Below are 15398 nucleotides of genomic sequence, written 5' to 3' on the forward strand. Positions count from 1 at the left end.
GAACAAATGACGCGTCTCGTCGCCGACTTATGGATCTACGTTATTCCAGCCTTAGTGCTTGTTGAGAAGGTCGGCTACTGTCTCTCCCCGTCGACGGGCATCGGCGGCGAGCCATACCTCTCCCACCTCATACACGTCGCCTTGGGTACGGAACGGTACAATGACGTCAATAGCAGCCGATAGCATGTCCAGAAGCGTGCGGTCTTCCACAGCGGCTCCTTGCGCGCTGCTCTTGACGAGTGAAAAGAGCTTTTTAAAACCTTGGACCGGATCAGCCCCATGAATCGTTGATATCGATCCCGCATGGCCGGAGACGACTTCGCTAAGGTAGGCCCAAGCAGCATCATCGCGCATTTCGCCAAGCAATATTCGATCAGGGCGCATGCGCAAGCTGGCTTGCAATAGCTGCTCGGCTGTCACCGTACCAACGCCTGCTCGGTCCTTCGGATAGAGTAACCGGACATGGTTCTCGTGTGGGATTGCAAGTTCGAGCGTATCCTCGATACTGATCAACCTCTCTTGCGGGGGTATAGCGTCGATCAGAGTCTTGCTCATTGTCGTTTTGCCGCTTCCAGTAGGTCCGCAAAGCAGCATCGTAAGTCGCCCGCAAACGCAGGCCCGCAGAAATTCCTCCAAGTCACCATGGTCGTAGTGCTGAAGAATCGTTTCGTCCTGCCGCTCCTGGCGCTCTTTTCTTGACCGCCATTGATTCCAACGCGAGTATTCGTAGCGAGAAGAAACTTCCTTGAGTTCGGTCACACGACTTGAGGGACGCCGTATCGTCAGGCTTATTGTTCCTGAGGGTACTGCGGGCGGCAAACAGATCTGCAGCCGCTCTCCGTTCGGCAACTCAGTCGCACATAGGGGGCTTTGGGGTCCGACATCTTGCTTGCGCAACGCTCCAGCGAGTATCGCGATGTCTTCCAGATCGTCATAAGATAGCGGTAGCGGATGTTTCGTGAAAACGCCGGCCTGTCGGACAAAGGCTTCCCCAGGCCGGTTGATAGCGACCTCTTCGGTTCTTGGCTCCTCAAGCCATTTTAGAACAGGCTCAAGAAGCAAACGCAACTGAGGGTCAGCCTCCGATCGCATTGTTGTCTCTCCTGCGTTCGCGATGTTGGCGGCTTGGCGCCGCGGCAGTGGCTCTAAGATCGTATACATCTGAGAAATCGAGGTCGCGAGCCACAAAGATGGATACTGCATCTCCCTGGTTTTTCTTCAGCGTTGGCGGAATGTTGACCGTCCCTCTCAGTGTCGCCTCGACCGCTTGTCCACCATTGCTCTGGAAGCTGTTGATGCCGCTTCCTCCGCCAGAGCTAGCCGCGTATTGACCGGCCGCCTGAAACGCGCCTTGGATGACGCTCATGAGAATCGCGCCGCCAAAGCGTTCCCGGAAGTGACTGTCCACCGTGCCAGGCATTCCGGAGCGGCCGAGCTCGTCAGCGCCGGGCGATGCTATCGAAACGAGGGCATGGTCGGGTGTTTCGATGCGCGTCCACAGCACGAAGACACGCGTATCCCCCTGCTGGAGACCGCGCTGGATCTCGCCAATCACGGTCGTCCCACGGTCCAAGAGCACGACATTGTTGGTTGTGCCGCGGACGTCATTAGGTAAGACGCACTTCACATAGCCGGGCAAATTTGTATCGACCGCCGTCTGCAAAATGCAGGAAATGATCGTTCCTTGAGTGATCACGAGATCAGGGTGCGGCAAAAGTGTGGCCCGGCTCGGCTCCTGTATATCGGGCTTCAATCGGCCTGACAGCTCGCCATCGATTGAAATCTCATCCTGTGTCGTGGGAGCATCCTTATGGTTGTCTTCGCTCCGCTGACCGTCACTGGGCATTTGACTGCTGCTAGTGTATGCGAAAATTGGTGTTTCCTCCGGCGGCGCATCAGTTGGCGCCGTTGGGGGCGACGTGGATGGTGCAGGATCTGCCGCCTGCACCGCCTGTTCGGGTGCTTGAGGTTCGGGAGCAATCTCAATTGGCGCGGGGCGGAATGGCTCGGCGTTGGCGACAATTGGCGGTTTTGGCTGAGATGGCTCGTCTTGTGTGCTGGAACGACCTCCGAGCCAGATGAGCGATAGAGATGAGACGAGAACAAGAGCAGCGACGGCCAACTTTTGCGATCCCGAAACATGCCGGCGGGTCGGCTCCGAGACCATCGATCCGGATGCATGGACATCATGTCCCGCCTGTGGGCCGGTTTCATTCATCGGCCCGAGCCTTTCAAAACGCGCCACACGTCGGGTGTCACTGTACCGGTCACTGGCGCTCGTCCCAAAGAATCATAAGCCCTGTTGAAAATGGACAACACCGTATTTCCATCTCTCAGACGCCATTCCCGGGCGACTGCGGATACTTCAACATAATCCCCTTTGACCGTGTAATTGGCAGCTGCTTCCTTGCCGTCGGGATTAATTACGTAGAGAGAGGGTATGCGGGAATTTCTTGCGAAGCCAAATACGGTCGTAAAGCCGTTATCGAAAACTTCTAGCGGCGCCAGCGATCGATCGCCCTTTGCGACGTAGTGGAAATTGCTTTCGTCCGGACTGGCCGTTGCCGCAGGCCGATTGAACAAATCCTGAACTCTCTGTTGCTGCAGCACTTTCGCGCGGGCCTGACCAAGACTCGCGCGCCTTTCTGCTTCCTTTCTCTGAGCAGCAGCCTCATCATCAGGATAGGTGAACTGCACACTGTAGTATAGGTCAGGTTGCTTCTCGTCGAGTTTTGGCATCGCTCTGGTTGAAATACTGAAGACGTATCTCCGTGTACCCGACTCACTCTCGGCCAGCACAATGACCGGCTGCGGCGCGAGGATCCGGCTGGCCTTAAAAAAGAGGTAGTTGGCACGTGGGAGCGCAGCCAGGTCTTTGCTATTGGACACAGCCACGGCTGCGACGGTCTCATTGGCCGCGAATGTGACAACCAGCGTTGCCCCCACGGCGGTAGATAGGTGCACCACTTCGTCGGGCCGGTAAGCAAGGTAGCGCATCCGGGCATCATGCTTGCCGGCAAGTGGTGTGTCTTCCGCAAACGCCTGCATCGTCAGGAAGAGTGAACAAGCCAGCGCGAGAAACGCTCTTTTTGTCATGGCTGCGCATTGCCCAGGTTGGATACGGTATCTTCCGAGGCCTGATAGGACGTGACCAGTAGACCTCCCGGATTGGTGAGCCTGGATTGCCCCGGCAGACCCGTCAGGCGCTCGTAGCGGATGGTAGCTGTCCAGGTGGTCACTATCGGCGACTGCCCATCGATAACAAGCATACGTTTGTATCGGATCTGCTGAACGTCGGGACTGATGTCGTTTGAAGAAATATGCCCGACCTCGAGCTTGCCGCGCTTGCCGACCGTGACTTGCGGCGAAGTGGGATTCGGATAGTTGAAGAACTCTTGATATTGCTGTTGCACGGCCGGTGCGCTGAAACTGGATACGAGGTCATAGGCGTATTGGGCCGTATCTGCCGTGTAGCCCTCGCGCAGGCGTACATATTCCCACAGCGAAGCATTTATGACGGCTCGGTCTTGGGTTGCGGGCAGTTGAGAAATTGACACTTCGCTGTCAATGGTCCCGTCCGGCCGTACCCAGAGGAACACAGGTACGAGCTTGGCCAACGGGACCATGGCAGCGATGGTAAATGCTTGGGCAACGTTTCCTAGCACCGCCACCGCCGCAAAGGCTATAAGGGCCTTTGACAGGCGACGCGCAGACTTCGCTCGTGTAGTTTGAAACGCTTCCACCTTCTTGTAGTGAGCGGCTAGCGTTTCTCTCTCCACCAGAAGGGCATGTTCAGGAAATTTCACTTGGGCTCTTCCGCGCACTCGACCTGAAGATCCTCAGGGGTGGTTTCCCATTGTCCCGCGTTCAGTTGGAATGGCGTACCCGTGCAAGTCGCAAGCCGATCGGTTGTCTTGCAGGCCGCCAAAGCGAGGATTGACAAAAGTAGAAAGCGTTTCATGTTTTTCGCACCGCGCTTGTTGAGTGATTAACGACCCGCCGTTTTGGCAAAGTGGCGATTGAGGTTGTTTAAGGATCGGTTCGCCCCTGCCCAAGAGCCGCCGGCGATGCTACTGGCGATCGTCGGAAGTGCGATGATCAGAGCGTCGCCAGCCAAGAAAAGCATGTCGAGTTCGTAAAGTCCGATGATCTTGGCTGCTGTCGTGCCCGAGAGTCTGATCATCAAAAGCATGGCTACCAGCGAGGCTGCTTCGGCCGCGATAACTATAGTCGCAACGATGTTGAGAAGGAGAAGCAGCAGCCCGTACGAGAGCAGTTGGCCGATCCATCTGGTGGCCATGTCTCGAGTGTGATCAAAAAGGTAGCCGACAAGAACCAGAGGGCCGATCGCCAACAGCACCTTCGTCAAAATTCCAACGGCATCATAGATTTCGAATGCTGTCCACAGCGAGCCGTAGAAAATCCATTGCGCTCCCTCAAAAGCAATTATGTCCTGGCTGTTCATTGGCCCAATTTCGGAAGCAATCATCTGGAAGGCATACTGAGTTGACGCAAACATCCAGTCGAGCTTCTGAGGAATATCGATGAAAGGCAAGTTGCTGCCACTGATGCCGTGAGCAAATCTCGGAATCGTTTCGTCGAAGACCGTTTCAATGTATATCTGGTAGTTGGCCTGTCCTAGGATAAGGCTGACGACAATCGACACCATGATTACGCGCGTGATACCTCCACGCGCATCGACTTGACCCCGCATGACCAGACAGCCTTGGATTATTATCCAAAGCGTCACACACGCGACCAGAGGCGCGCTGATCGCCTCTTGGATTTTTTTAAGCACGTTGTGCAGCCCTGACGTAAAGGCCAGATGAAAGATCGTGTGTATGGCCGTGAATGGCGCGGGAATCTTGAAATTCATGGCCTGAGCCTGATTTGTCCCTGATCAGCGCAACTGAGCCGGATGAACTCTGCGTCGTTCACGGGAGGATGTTGAACATCTTGGCGGTGTCCTGGCGTTCGCGACGCTGCGTTGCGGCCTCCTCCACGGCGTGAAGGCTCCCTTGTGCAGTGGCCATCGTCAGCAGACTCGTGGCCTGGACATTTTGGATGATCGCATCGTGAATCTGCTTGAGGACCAGACCGTTGGTCACTGTGGCCTGCACAATATTTCGAGAGCGGGAAAGCTGATCAAGCGTGTCGGCGTTGTTCTTAAGGCGCTTGTCCATTACTTCCAGAGTGTCGGCTGCAAGAGCTGCGGCATTGGCGGCACCAGTGATTTGCCCCTTTAACAGTTTCCCTTCCGCATCGGTGCCGGTGACTATCCTAGTTGGGTCCTGCGCAATGTTACGCGCCATGGTAGAAACTGGCGCCCGAGCATCAAACATCTGCCCCTCCAGTTTGTTGCTCGACGGATAGTGATTTCCTTGGTTCAGTGCACCCAGCAGTCCCGTGACGCCAAATGACGACTTCAGCAACTCAACCATTTCGATCGTGGTAGCGAGCGTCTGGGCTGACTTTATAAGGATCGCCGCAGTGGAACCCGCTGTTAAGGCCGATTGTAATTCTGTTGCCGGGTCGCTGACAATGAATTGCGACCGGGCCTGCGTGCTCAGCAGAAAGGAAGCAGCAATCGTCGTTGCTGCAAGCTTGGCAAATCTCATGAATATTCCTCCGTCAGTCTTGAACTTCGTGATAACGAGCCATGAACTTGTCGAGCCACGCACTTGGGGCATCTCCGTGCTGGTCACGAAGCTGGTCGGCAAAGCGCACGGTGTTGGCCCGCCCCGAGAGCACAGTTACATATTCGCGCATCTGGCCAAGATCGAATTCGCAAACGACACTCCCGCTGTCGCGCTTGAGCAAAAACTTGCGGCTGCCAATTGCCATTCCCTGGCGGATTGCCTCGAACTCCTGCGTGGTGCACTTCAAGCCATCGACATACGCAGCCCGATCCGCCGTCGGTGATGGGTAGAAAATCTTCGTCATGCATTGTGCAACGAGACTGGCTCCGAGGGGCGATTCAAGCACGTGTTCAGGCTGCTGCGTTGCGAGTATCAACATCCCGTTGTTCTTGCGGACTGTGAGCAAGAACTTGTCGATAACAGCCGAGAATTGGGGGTTAAGCAGATAGAAGCGAAATTCGTCGCAGCTCATGACGAACCGGCGGCCATCGACAACAGCGCCCACGCGGTGCAGAAGATATGCGGCGGCCGGCGCACAGACCTCCTCAAATTCCAGGAGCTGTGTCATGTCGAAGCCCGTAATGGAGGCATCCAGCCTTACTTCGTCGACATCGCCGTCAAAGGCCCATCCAAGCGCATTCCCTCTACACCACCGCTGCAGCCGCGCTCCTGCGCCCTCGGAGGCGCCGTGCAGTAGGAATTCGCGCAGGCCCGCAATTGAGCGCATGACGGGTTCGAACGAAAGTTGACGAACAATGCCACGTTCCAGTCGACGGCTTTCCTCCGGCGAGATCGGGCCACGGCCGTCACTCTCGATTAGAGCCACCAGCCATTCGCGCAGAAAGTCCAACGAGGCGGAGGTATTGTCCAGTCCACGCAGAGGGGCCAAGCCGCTCGGAGCGCCTCTGCGCAACGCTAGATATGTCCCTCCGGTGGCTCGCACCAGCAGTTCACCACCCCGGTCCTTATCGAAAAAGACGATGGCACCATCGCGATCGAGCATGCTTTGCTCAAGCATCGCGAGGATAAAGGTCATCAGCGTCGTCTTGCCTTTGCCGACAGGCCCGAATATCGCCGTCATGCCGACGTCATTCTCATGGGGGATGTAGTCGAAAGAAGTTCCACCGTTGGTGCGAAAGCGCGCAACAGCTTTGCCCCAGTGGCCGGAAATGGAACCACTTGGGAAGTTCTCAAAAGAGACAAGCCCGGCAAAATTGTGCGAGGTGATCGCGCCGGGGCGCGTGCGCCACTTGTTGTTCCCCGGAAGTTGGGACCAGTACGCGGCCTCCATGCCGATACCCTCTTGGACGATAACGGCGCCCGCGTCGGCCAGCCTTGCGCGGGCATTTGCTGCCCGATCTGCAAGGCTGTTGAGGCTGTCGGCATAGACGCACAGACTCAAATGATGTGAACCCATGACGAACTCGTTACTTGCCAGTGCGTCCTCTGCTTCGGCCAGTTCATTGATCTGGGTGAGAGCCTTGTCGCCGGCGCTCGTCATCTGGCTGGACTTAAGGCTAAGCTTCGCATGAGCTTGTGGCCGAGTGAGGAAGGAAAAGCTCTGGCTGAGGACAAGCGGGAAATTGGCGGACAGCAACGGATTTAGCATGCCTGGCCGTGTCTTCGCCGGATATTCACGGAACGAAAACAATGACCCCACCGAGCTACCGCCGGGACTTCGAATCTCAAGCGCCCGCTTCCCGCAGATGACCTGGTCAGTGTAGATCGAGGCGCCAAGTGAGCCGGTAACCATCGGAACCGGAAGAAACCGGCAAGTCATTATCAGCCGAAGTGCCTCACCGATTTCGGTGAAGAGCACGTCGCCTTTCTCACGAATACCCAACCGGCGCAGACCGTAACCGCCGAGTGACCCAGCAATGATCTGCCAGAGGTCCTCCAGGCTTCGCATTTGTGTGGCCAGATCGTTGTCATTGCGCCTGGCGGATTTGGCAATGCGCCAGCCGATCTTGCCGATTGCGGTGCGGGGGAACACGACGACAGTGAGGAAGTGATCGTTGCGAAAGAGCTTGCCCGACAGCACACGGCTCTCGTAGGCCTCGCTTAGACTGCCAGCGAATGCACTTTGAAACTGGCGCGATCCCGGCTCCGGCACATCCTTGTTTCGCACAAGATGAGCGTATAGCGTGACATTGTCATCGGCGATGTTGCGCAAGAGAGTGTTGAACGCGCGGCAGCGCGAGTTGCGCATCTCAGCGTCTTCCAAATCAAAGGGCAGCCCGTTCACGTGTGCCATGGCCATGATCGACCCGTCTTCCAGAAGGACAACCTGGTCACTTAGATGACCGACATATGGAAGATAGATCTCGCCAGATCTTTCGGTCCGGCCACTGGCGCCAAACATTACACCATTCCTCTTCCGCGTTTCGGCACTCTGATCGGATTGGCGCTTACGCTCGCGCCGCCCCACACCTGCCCGTCCACGCTTCTGCCGGCCGTCTGCAAATAGAGGAACGCGACGCTTGCGGCGTTATAGTCACGCTCAACAATCAGCCGTGCTCCGAACCAGAGTGGCACAAGCACGACTTCATAAAGTGGGTTCTTGAGGATAATGATGACGAGCCCCGCCAACATCATCAGCAATCCGGCCAGCGTGAGCGGCACCCCTAGAAACAGTGCGGGGCGTGTCGCCGCCACATAGAGGGTGCTCACTTCTAATCGTCGCTCATCAGCCACCGCCTATGAGCGCCTTGCCCAGGAAACTGGCGCCAAACATGATGACGATCCCTCCAACGACACCCGCAACCAGGCCAAGTGAAGCACGACCGAACATCCAGGAGATACCGATAGCCACCAGCCCGAGCACGGCCAGTGATTGTCCGAAGGGGCCAAGGATGAAGGTGCAGATATTCTGGATCATCTTGGCAGGATCCGTCCCTCCGGTCACCTGGGCCGCGGCTGGCCCGCTGGAGAAGACCGTCCACGCCACGCATGCAGCAGCGGCCGGTACATATTCAGCCGTCATGCGCAGCATGGAAAAAGGAGAAGGAACACGCGCTTTAAGCGCACGGAGTATTCTGAGAGGCTTCATCATTGTAACTCCACGATTCAATCGAATACGAGCTTGTTCGGGCTCGAGGTTTCCAGTTCTTCCGCAGCCTGCCTGCCGGTCGGACCGGAGGGTTCGACCCCGGAGCGGTTTGGCTGATAGGAGCCCCAGATGTCCCAGGACTTTTGGTTGGGCTGCTTTGTATTGGCCTGTTGGCTCTGTTGGAGCAGAGACGGCACGGCTTTGCGACCTGGTGCCTCAAGATGTGACGCATCTCGGGCGGTCGGCTCCAGCATTCGCTCAAAGTGACTTGAGATGTCCTTTGCGGCCGACTCTACCTTGCGTACATAACCGTTGGCGAAGCCACGCGTGACGTCGCCGGTGTTATAGGCCGAGATGGCACGGCGAAGCGCCAGTTGCTGCGCCGGAGCAGTCGTGCCGCCGGCATACCGGCTTTCAAGCAAGTGGCCGGCAGCCGAAAGGGAGGCGCAGGGCTCGAAAGCCTTTTCCGGCGTGAGACTGAGCATGGGAAAGTTCTTGCTGTTTATCTGCATCAATCCAACATCGACAGAATGTTGTGCTTCGAGGCGGTCCTTGATGCCCCGGGTGGCTTCCAGGTGATTTATCCAGCGAAGCTGCTCGCCTGTGGTGTTGTCATGAGCCACCAGCGTTTCAAAGCCACTTTCAATCTTGGCAATCGCGGCAAGGGTGGACGGCGCAACCCAGGGAGCGCATTCGCGCGAAAGGCGATGGAACTCACGGGGCGAAAGTGGCGCGGGCTCGGCCGGAAGTGACATCGACGTCAACAGGGCAATAGCCAGCGGCCAAACTGCAATAAACATTTCCTCTCACCTACCTTTCCAAGCCGCCGGACAGCTTCTTGCCCTTCCGGCACGCTCTTATCGGGGAGGTTTGTTACTGTGTGATGTTCAAGTTAAGCCTTTTGGTATCAATTGAAACAAAAGACATTTGTTCAGGGCGAAGGCGCTGGGCTGAGTTGGCAGCAGTATGATGAGCATGCGGAACTTCTGGAAGGAGCCGGAACAATCGCAGCCGAGGTGGGCATAAAGGCCGTCCATGCCCAAGGTCACAGAGTGACGCTGGGGAACCTCGTTCAGCTGTTCGGCGGTGCTCTGAAATGAGGTGATCATACAAGATCCCATCGGCAGAAAACCGCAGGCCTTTGACGGAATCCGACGGGCTATCGCCAGCCTCAATCACGAGATTCGATTTTGGCGCTATCGAGTTCGAGGTGCTGCCCGTAACGTGACAGGCTCAATGTGGAGGTCTCGCGTAAGATGAGAAATGTTAGGTCGGACGGTGATCGTTCTCTGCCAAAAAAAGATGCGATGCCGCCGGCCATCTCGGAAGAACCCGGCTTGGCAGGCGACATGCTATTTGGCACAAAACCGCTATAGCGAATCACGTTGGTCCTTACGCCGACGACCTTTCAGGGAGAACGCGGCGCTGCTCAACCACATCGGACTCACACGAGTCGGACGATGTCGATTAGGGCCGCAAGCGCCACATAACGTGACGATCATGCAACCACATTGGAGGCGAGTCGGCACCGTCGAACCCGAATAGTGTGAGCAGGCCCGTATCCAAACTGACAAAACGGGGAATCACGGCGCTTGAACCTGTCTGGCCTCACGGCTGGATGCATGTCGCCAATTCGCGATCGACAAGACCAGCTTTGTTACCGATTTTGGACGACCGAGGCCCTCGTTGCTGGCCGCCTGCAGCCGCGGGTGGGACCAAGGGGCAGCTGTTGTATGTCGGTGCCCTAGAATTGCTCGGCAAACAGCTTAGACCAGTGATTCGAGATTGAAGGTGAGCCGTTGAAACATGTTCTTGTCATCGATGACGATGCCGCAATGCGGCGCCTCATCGCCGAGTACCTCACGATGCATGCCTTGAAAGTAACCGTGGTGCCCGATAGCAAGCAGTTTGACTATGTTCTTGCACATGAGCCAGTCGATCTCGTGATTGTTGACCTTAACCTAGGCCGGGAGGATGGACTTGCGATCGTCCGCAATCTGGCGACAAAGTCGGACGTTCCGATCATAGTGATTAGCGGCGACCGGCTAGATGAGGCGGAAAAAGTGGTTGCACTGGAGCTCGGCGCAACCGATTTCATTGCCAAGCCTTTCGGAATGCGCGAATTCTTGGCCCGCATTCGCGTAGCGTTACGCGAGCGCATTCCGCGAACCAGAGATCAGCGCTCATTTCGCTTTGGGGCCTGGAAGCTCAGCGTCAAGCAGCGGCGACTGATCTGTGAGGTGCGTGGCGAGGTCAAGCTTACCGCATGCGAGTTCAATCTCTTGATGGCGTTCCTGGAGAACCCACGCAACGTGTTATCCAGAGAACGGCTTTTGCTCGCGAGCCGTGTGCGTGGAGAAGAGGTCTTTGATCGAAGTGTGGATGTCATGATCATGCGCCTGCGCCGAAAGCTGGAGGTTGACGCGGCCAATCCTCGCCTGGTCAAAACATCCCGTGGTGCAGGGTACTTCTTCAACGCTGACGTGGATGTCAGCTACGGAGGCACCTCGGCCGCTTGACCGGGAGCTATTCTGGAGTTTCCCGAGTACATCCGCCACCGTGGTGATCGGAAGAAAAATCAAGCTGATCGCCGGCCGCTCGCTACCTGAAGACGGCGCTTCGCGCTACATCGGTTTCGTCCACGGCGATGATCGCGAGCTGCAACGGCGCATTCTCGACCATCCAACAAGCAGGCGTCCAGGCTTACCTTCATCATACCTTCATCACCGACGGTGGGAAGAAGTCTGCTCGCTCGCGGAAATGATTGCACCGGCGAGCGAGCATGCCCTCGATTGATTCCTTATCAGCATGCGCATCACGATCCTTCGCCAGTTCGTGCAAGGGCTCGAAGACCACGACGAGCAGGCCGGACAGGACCTGCTTGAAACCTTGCGCAGGATCAAATGGCATCTCTGGCATCATAACGTCTACTTGCCCGTGACGAACTCGCTGACCAGCATCTCGAAGCAGGCTAGTCTAGCGAACATGCGCAAGTTCCTGACTGCCGTTGGCGGGTTCCAAGCCTACATCGCCTTCCAACAGTGCCAGCCTGAAAAAATTCGGCAAGAGCTCCGGTCTGGAGATTGCGTCAGCGCCTCTGTCGTCGAAAGAGCTGTTCTGCTTGACCCACCCATGGAGCTCAACGTCCCGCGTCGGAGCGCTCTCTGCTTCTGGAGGAAGCCATCAGGTCAGCTCGGGCTTGATCGGGGGCTTGGCTGATGGACGTTGCGGTTGCTTCGCCCAGCTGCCCGATGGCGAGGCTTTGCCGATTATCGGTCTTCTGCCTCTCCCCTGGTCTCAAAAGCGCTGTGTAATGTTCATTGTTGATGATGACGCCCCCGCTGTTCACGCGGTTGCTCCTGTCAAGTGTACTCGTCATCTCGTTCTTGGCCCCGCGCGACTTGCTCAAGTGCTGGTCAAACGGCGCTGACGCGACTTGTCGGGCTTGCTGCTCTTGCAACACGGCGTGTTGCACCTGCGACCCGACTACTCCAAGAGCCTCCGCGCGGACTGCGGCAAGCTCGTGCGGCAAGCGGCCCTGCCTCAGTCGGTTTTGCAGCGCCTGCCGATCGGCGATGAGGTTGTCAAGATGCAGCGGCCGCTGCCGTTCCGGCCACTCTTGGTTCGCCAATCTCTGAACCAGCGCGCGCGTACCGTCCACCACGAAGACGCCGCAATCAACACCGTTGTTCTGCCGGGCCATGGCGGGTGTCACCAAGGTGGTCGCGTCCAGTCTTGCTGCGAGCTCTCGTGCAGGTGCGTCATTGTACCCCCGTCCATCGCGCTGAGGGATCGAGTCGTAGTGATAGGCGACCGCTCTTTCCGGGTCGCGGCGATCAACGAGAAGCAGCGACCAATGCTCAGGGGGTCCCTCATTCTCCACTGTAGCCAAGGGATTGCCACTGTTCACGGGCAGGAACACGAAGTCGGCTGCGACGTCGCTGTGATGATAGATGGACCGCAATGTAAGTTGTGGGTCCCGGTCGGGACGGCGCAGTTGCTGGGAGACCAAGGGATCAACCAGTCGCGTTCGGGCGGCGAGAGCTGGGTGGGCCGCCTGCAGGTTCTGCTCCAGCAACTGGTAATCCCTGCTGATATGGGCGTCATCCAGCAGCTCGGGGCCGAGCACCGCCCCCGGGGGGAAGTTGGACGAAGCTGACGGAAGCGCTCCCATCCGAGCATCGGAGGAGGTGGTCAGATCGACCAACGGAACACCGCGATAGGTGTCTGACAGTCTGGCGGTCGCTGGCGAGGCGGGCCCCCTTGGCGGTACTGCTGCCGCTGCAGCTTCATTCGTCCGACCCCGATCGACCAGCCAAAAGTCGTTGCGCCCTTCCGGCCTCTCGGCGGTGTTTCCGTGGCCTTTGATCTCGTAGTTCCATTCCGGCTTTTCCGCATCCGGCAGGAGGCCATGGCGGTTCAAGAAAGGGAGCATCGCGTCTGGGACGCGTTGGGCTCCATGGGAGAAGCCTTTGGGGACGGCGAATGAAACGTTTATAGAGTGCTCGATCGCAGTCGGGAGCTCAGACCATGCGGTGCGCGCGGCCTCCGCATGCAACCTTCCGATGTGTTCGGACCCTGTCCCTTGAACGGGTAGCCCTTCCAATGGCAATCCACTCAACTGCTGCACGGGGAGCTGCATCGGTACGAGGTCACCGGAAATGCCGATTTCGCTCAGCGGTTGCTGAGTGACGGCGGCTTGCGGCGTATTGAGGGCCCTCTGCCTCTTCGCCGGTGTCAACAGCGCTGTGGAATGTTCATTGTTGATGATGACCCACCCGGTTGGTAGGTGGTCGCCCTGGCCCGGATCCAGTGAGGGCCGGATCTGCTGTTGGCTGGCAGTTAATGCTGGCGGGGCGGCGGCCTCAACCCCGGCGTGCCCAGAGGCGGTCGCTGCGAAAGCGTCCGCCACGATGCTGTTGAGGTCGCCCGGTCCAGCGGGCATCCTTGGGCCGCTGAAAAAAGACGAGGCGGCTTGATCATCCTCCGCTCGCTGAAGCGCTTCGCGGAACCCGTGTTCCAGTCGCAGAAGCTTCTCTGGATTGGTTGGCGATTCGTAAGCTTCATCGAACAGCAGGGCCTCGGCACGCCTATGCGACGCGGCCTCCGCATCGCGAACCCGCTCCAGCGCTAAGCGGAGATAGCGGTCGACTGGAAACAACGTCCCGGCAAATTTGATCCGCGAATCATGATCCAGCCCAGAGATCGTCAGGCCCTGACTTTCAAGCGCCTCAGAAAATCTGCGAAGACTACGACCATAGACAACACGGGTGCTTGAGGCCAAACTGCTGTCACCTGTCACTAGTTCTATGACGCGCGCGTCTGCCTTTGAGGGCACCGGCACCGGCCGCCGGCCAGGTCCAGATGCCGAATAGCCCGGATCATAATATGCACGCAGGACGCTCAACGCCGTCCTCATACCAACGTTTTTCGGAAAGAAAGCATTGACGTGATTGACCAGGGATTGGTGATCTTTTAGATCAGTCGCTAAGCCACGAGCGCCGAGATCATTCGCCAATCGGCGAAGCGCAGAAGAGTATATTCGGAGCGTCGGCGCTTTAGGGTGTTGCTGAGCCGCAGCGTGGCCGATCGCCTTATTAATAACGTCCCGGTGCTCGTCGGATAGATGGGGATAGTGGATAGCAGGGGCGCCCACGGTAACTGAATAGCCCGGCTCATGATACGCACGCAGGACATTCACAGCCTTCTTCATTTCATCGTCGTTCGGAAAGAAAGCATTGGCGTGATCGACGAGGGATTGGTGATTTATTAGATCAGTCGCTTGGCCACTAGCGCCGAGATCATTCGCCAATCGGCGAAGTGTATACGTGTATTTTTGGAGCGTGCTCTCTCTATATTTTTGCTGATCCGCAGCGTGGAGGATCACTTTATCAATAAGGTCCCGGTGTTCGTCGGAGAGATGGGGATAGTGGGCTTCACGGGTGCCACTCGCGACAGGTTCATCTTGGAGCGGGTCGGCCCCGTGCTGCTCAAAGCTCACTTGCGGGGCCTGGCCCGCATCCGGCAAGAGGTTATAGCTGCCCGAGAAAGGGAGCATCGCGTCTGGGACGCGTTGGGCTCCATGGGAGAAGCCTTTGGGGACGGCGAATGAAACGTTTATAGAGTGCTCGATCGCAGTCGGGAGCTCAGACCATGCGGTGCGCGCGGCCTCCGCATGCAACCTTCCGATGTGTTCGGACCCTGTCCCTTGAACGGGTAGCCCTTCCAATGGCAATCCACTCAACTGCTGCACGGGGAACTGCATCGGTACGAGGTCACCGGAAATGCCGATTTCGCTCAGCGGTTGCTGAGTGACGGCGGCTTGCGGCGTATTGAGGGCCCTCTGCCTCTTCGCCGGTGTCAACAGCGCTGTGGAATGTTCATTGTTGATGATGACCCACCCGGTTGGTAGGTGGCCGCCCTGGCCCGGATCCAGTGAGGGCCGGATCTGCTGTTGGCTGGCAGTTAATGCTGGCGGGGCGGCGGCCTCAACCCCGGCGTGCCCAGAGGCGGTCGCTGCGAAAGCGTCCGCCACGATGCTGTTGAGGTCACCCGGTCCAGCGGGCATCCTTGGGCCGCTGAAAAAAGACGAGGCGGCTTGATCATCCTCCGCTCGCTGAAGCGCTTCGCGGAACCCGTGTTCCAGTCGCAGAAGCTTCTCTGGATTGGTTGGCGATTCGTAAGCTTCATCGAACAGCAGGGCCTCGGCA

General features: G+C 57.6%; 13 protein-coding genes and 2 pseudogenes. 2 read left to right on the forward strand and 13 right to left on the reverse strand.

Translation table 11 applies throughout. The annotated features are described in order from the left end of the window. Window positions 1–51 precede the first annotated feature (51 nt). The 12 genes from virB11 to CK222_RS27970 all read right to left on the reverse strand — a co-directional run bounded on the left by virB11 (window position 52) and on the right by CK222_RS27970 (window position 9797). Window positions 52–1092, reverse strand: coding sequence for a P-type DNA transfer ATPase VirB11 (gene virB11 / locus CK222_RS27915; protein ID WP_095779897.1), 1041 nt, complete (start codon window positions 1090–1092; stop codon window positions 52–54). Beyond that, on the reverse strand, window positions 1076–2218 hold the full coding sequence (virB10, locus tag CK222_RS27920) for a type IV secretion system protein VirB10 (protein ID WP_095779898.1): 1143 nt from the start codon (window positions 2216–2218) through the stop codon (window positions 1076–1078). The genes virB11 and virB10 overlap by 17 nt, the downstream gene beginning before the upstream one ends. Continuing rightward, window positions 2215–3096: a TrbG/VirB9 family P-type conjugative transfer protein gene (locus CK222_RS27925; protein WP_095779899.1), complete on the reverse strand. Its 882-nt coding sequence runs from the start codon at window positions 3094–3096 to the stop codon at window positions 2215–2217. Before CK222_RS27925 ends, virB10 begins: the two co-directional genes overlap by 4 nt. Continuing rightward, window positions 3093–3806 (reverse strand): type IV secretion system protein VirB8, encoded by a 714-nt coding sequence (locus CK222_RS27930; RefSeq protein ID WP_095779900.1) that lies wholly within the window; start codon window positions 3804–3806, stop codon window positions 3093–3095. Before CK222_RS27930 ends, CK222_RS27925 begins: the two co-directional genes overlap by 4 nt. Further along, window positions 3803–3961 carry a type IV secretion system lipoprotein VirB7 gene (locus CK222_RS27935; RefSeq protein ID WP_095779901.1) on the reverse strand — a complete coding sequence of 53 codons (159 nt, stop codon included), beginning with the start codon at window positions 3959–3961 and terminating at the stop codon, window positions 3803–3805. The genes CK222_RS27930 and CK222_RS27935 overlap by 4 nt, the downstream gene beginning before the upstream one ends. Window positions 3962–3988: 27 nt before the next feature. Then, window positions 3989–4876, reverse strand: a complete 888-nt coding sequence (locus CK222_RS27940; RefSeq protein WP_095779902.1) for a type IV secretion system protein — start codon at window positions 4874–4876, stop codon at window positions 3989–3991. A gap of 58 nt (window positions 4877–4934) precedes the next feature. Further along, window positions 4935–5618, reverse strand: coding sequence for a type IV secretion system protein VirB5 (locus CK222_RS27945; protein ID WP_095779903.1), 684 nt, complete (start codon window positions 5616–5618; stop codon window positions 4935–4937). Between the two features lie 13 nt (window positions 5619–5631). Further along, complete coding sequence (locus tag CK222_RS27950) at window positions 5632–8001, reverse strand: VirB4 family type IV secretion/conjugal transfer ATPase (protein ID WP_095802550.1); 2370 nt, start codon at window positions 7999–8001, stop codon at window positions 5632–5634. Then, a complete protein-coding gene (locus tag CK222_RS27955; protein WP_095779905.1) occupies window positions 8001–8333 on the reverse strand; it encodes a type IV secretion system protein VirB3 in 333 nt (110 codons plus the stop codon). The genes CK222_RS27950 and CK222_RS27955 overlap by 1 nt, the downstream gene beginning before the upstream one ends. Continuing rightward, window positions 8326–8631, reverse strand: coding sequence for a pilin major subunit VirB2 (gene virB2, locus CK222_RS27960; RefSeq protein ID WP_245322506.1), 306 nt, complete (start codon window positions 8629–8631; stop codon window positions 8326–8328). Before virB2 ends, CK222_RS27955 begins: the two co-directional genes overlap by 8 nt. A gap of 74 nt (window positions 8632–8705) precedes the next feature. After that, window positions 8706–9488, reverse strand: a complete 783-nt coding sequence (locus CK222_RS27965) for a type IV secretion system lytic transglycosylase VirB1 (protein WP_095779907.1) — start codon at window positions 9486–9488, stop codon at window positions 8706–8708. Window positions 9489–9575: 87 nt separating this feature from the next. Beyond that, a complete protein-coding gene (locus CK222_RS27970) occupies window positions 9576–9797 on the reverse strand; it encodes a hypothetical protein (protein ID WP_095779908.1) in 222 nt (73 codons plus the stop codon). A gap of 690 nt (window positions 9798–10487) precedes the next feature. Between CK222_RS27970 and CK222_RS27975 the strand changes: the two genes are divergently transcribed. Next, window positions 10488–11207: a response regulator gene (locus CK222_RS27975; protein ID WP_095802551.1), complete on the forward strand. Its 720-nt coding sequence runs from the start codon at window positions 10488–10490 to the stop codon at window positions 11205–11207. A gap of 27 nt (window positions 11208–11234) precedes the next feature. After that, window positions 11235–11721: pseudogene (locus CK222_RS33190) on the forward strand (ISKra4 family transposase); the annotation flags it as partial. A gap of 106 nt (window positions 11722–11827) precedes the next feature. On the opposite strand, the pseudogene CK222_RS27985 reads toward CK222_RS33190, so the two are convergent. After that, a pseudogene (locus CK222_RS27985) lies at window positions 11828–15398 on the reverse strand (Ulp1 family isopeptidase); the annotation flags it as partial.

Source organism: Mesorhizobium sp. WSM3866, from assembly GCF_002294795.1.
GTDB lineage: Bacteria > Pseudomonadota > Alphaproteobacteria > Rhizobiales > Rhizobiaceae > Mesorhizobium.

Bases quoted from the DNA above. Each gene is read 5' to 3' on its own strand.
- virB11 (WP_095779897.1), bottom strand. From the start codon at position 1,092: ATGCGATCGGAGGCTGACCCTCAGTTGCGTTTGCTTCTTGAGCCTGTT.
- virB10 (WP_095779898.1), bottom strand. From the start codon at position 2,218: ATGAATGAAACCGGCCCACAGGCGGGACATGATGTCCATGCATCCGGA.
- CK222_RS27925 (WP_095779899.1), bottom strand. From the start codon at position 3,096: ATGACAAAAAGAGCGTTTCTCGCGCTGGCTTGTTCACTCTTCCTGACG.
- CK222_RS27935 (WP_095779901.1), bottom strand. From the start codon at position 3,961: ATGAAACGCTTTCTACTTTTGTCAATCCTCGCTTTGGCGGCCTGCAAG.
- CK222_RS27940 (WP_095779902.1), bottom strand. From the start codon at position 4,876: ATGAATTTCAAGATTCCCGCGCCATTCACGGCCATACACACGATCTTT.
- CK222_RS27945 (WP_095779903.1), bottom strand. From the start codon at position 5,618: ATGAGATTTGCCAAGCTTGCAGCAACGACGATTGCTGCTTCCTTTCTG.
- CK222_RS27950 (WP_095802550.1), bottom strand. From the start codon at position 8,001: ATGTTTGGCGCCAGTGGCCGGACCGAAAGATCTGGCGAGATCTATCTT.
- virB2 (WP_245322506.1), bottom strand. From the start codon at position 8,631: ATGCTGCGCATGACGGCTGAATATGTACCGGCCGCTGCTGCATGCGTG.
- CK222_RS27965 (WP_095779907.1), bottom strand. From the start codon at position 9,488: ATGTTTATTGCAGTTTGGCCGCTGGCTATTGCCCTGTTGACGTCGATG.
- CK222_RS27970 (WP_095779908.1), bottom strand. From the start codon at position 9,797: ATGATCACCTCATTTCAGAGCACCGCCGAACAGCTGAACGAGGTTCCC.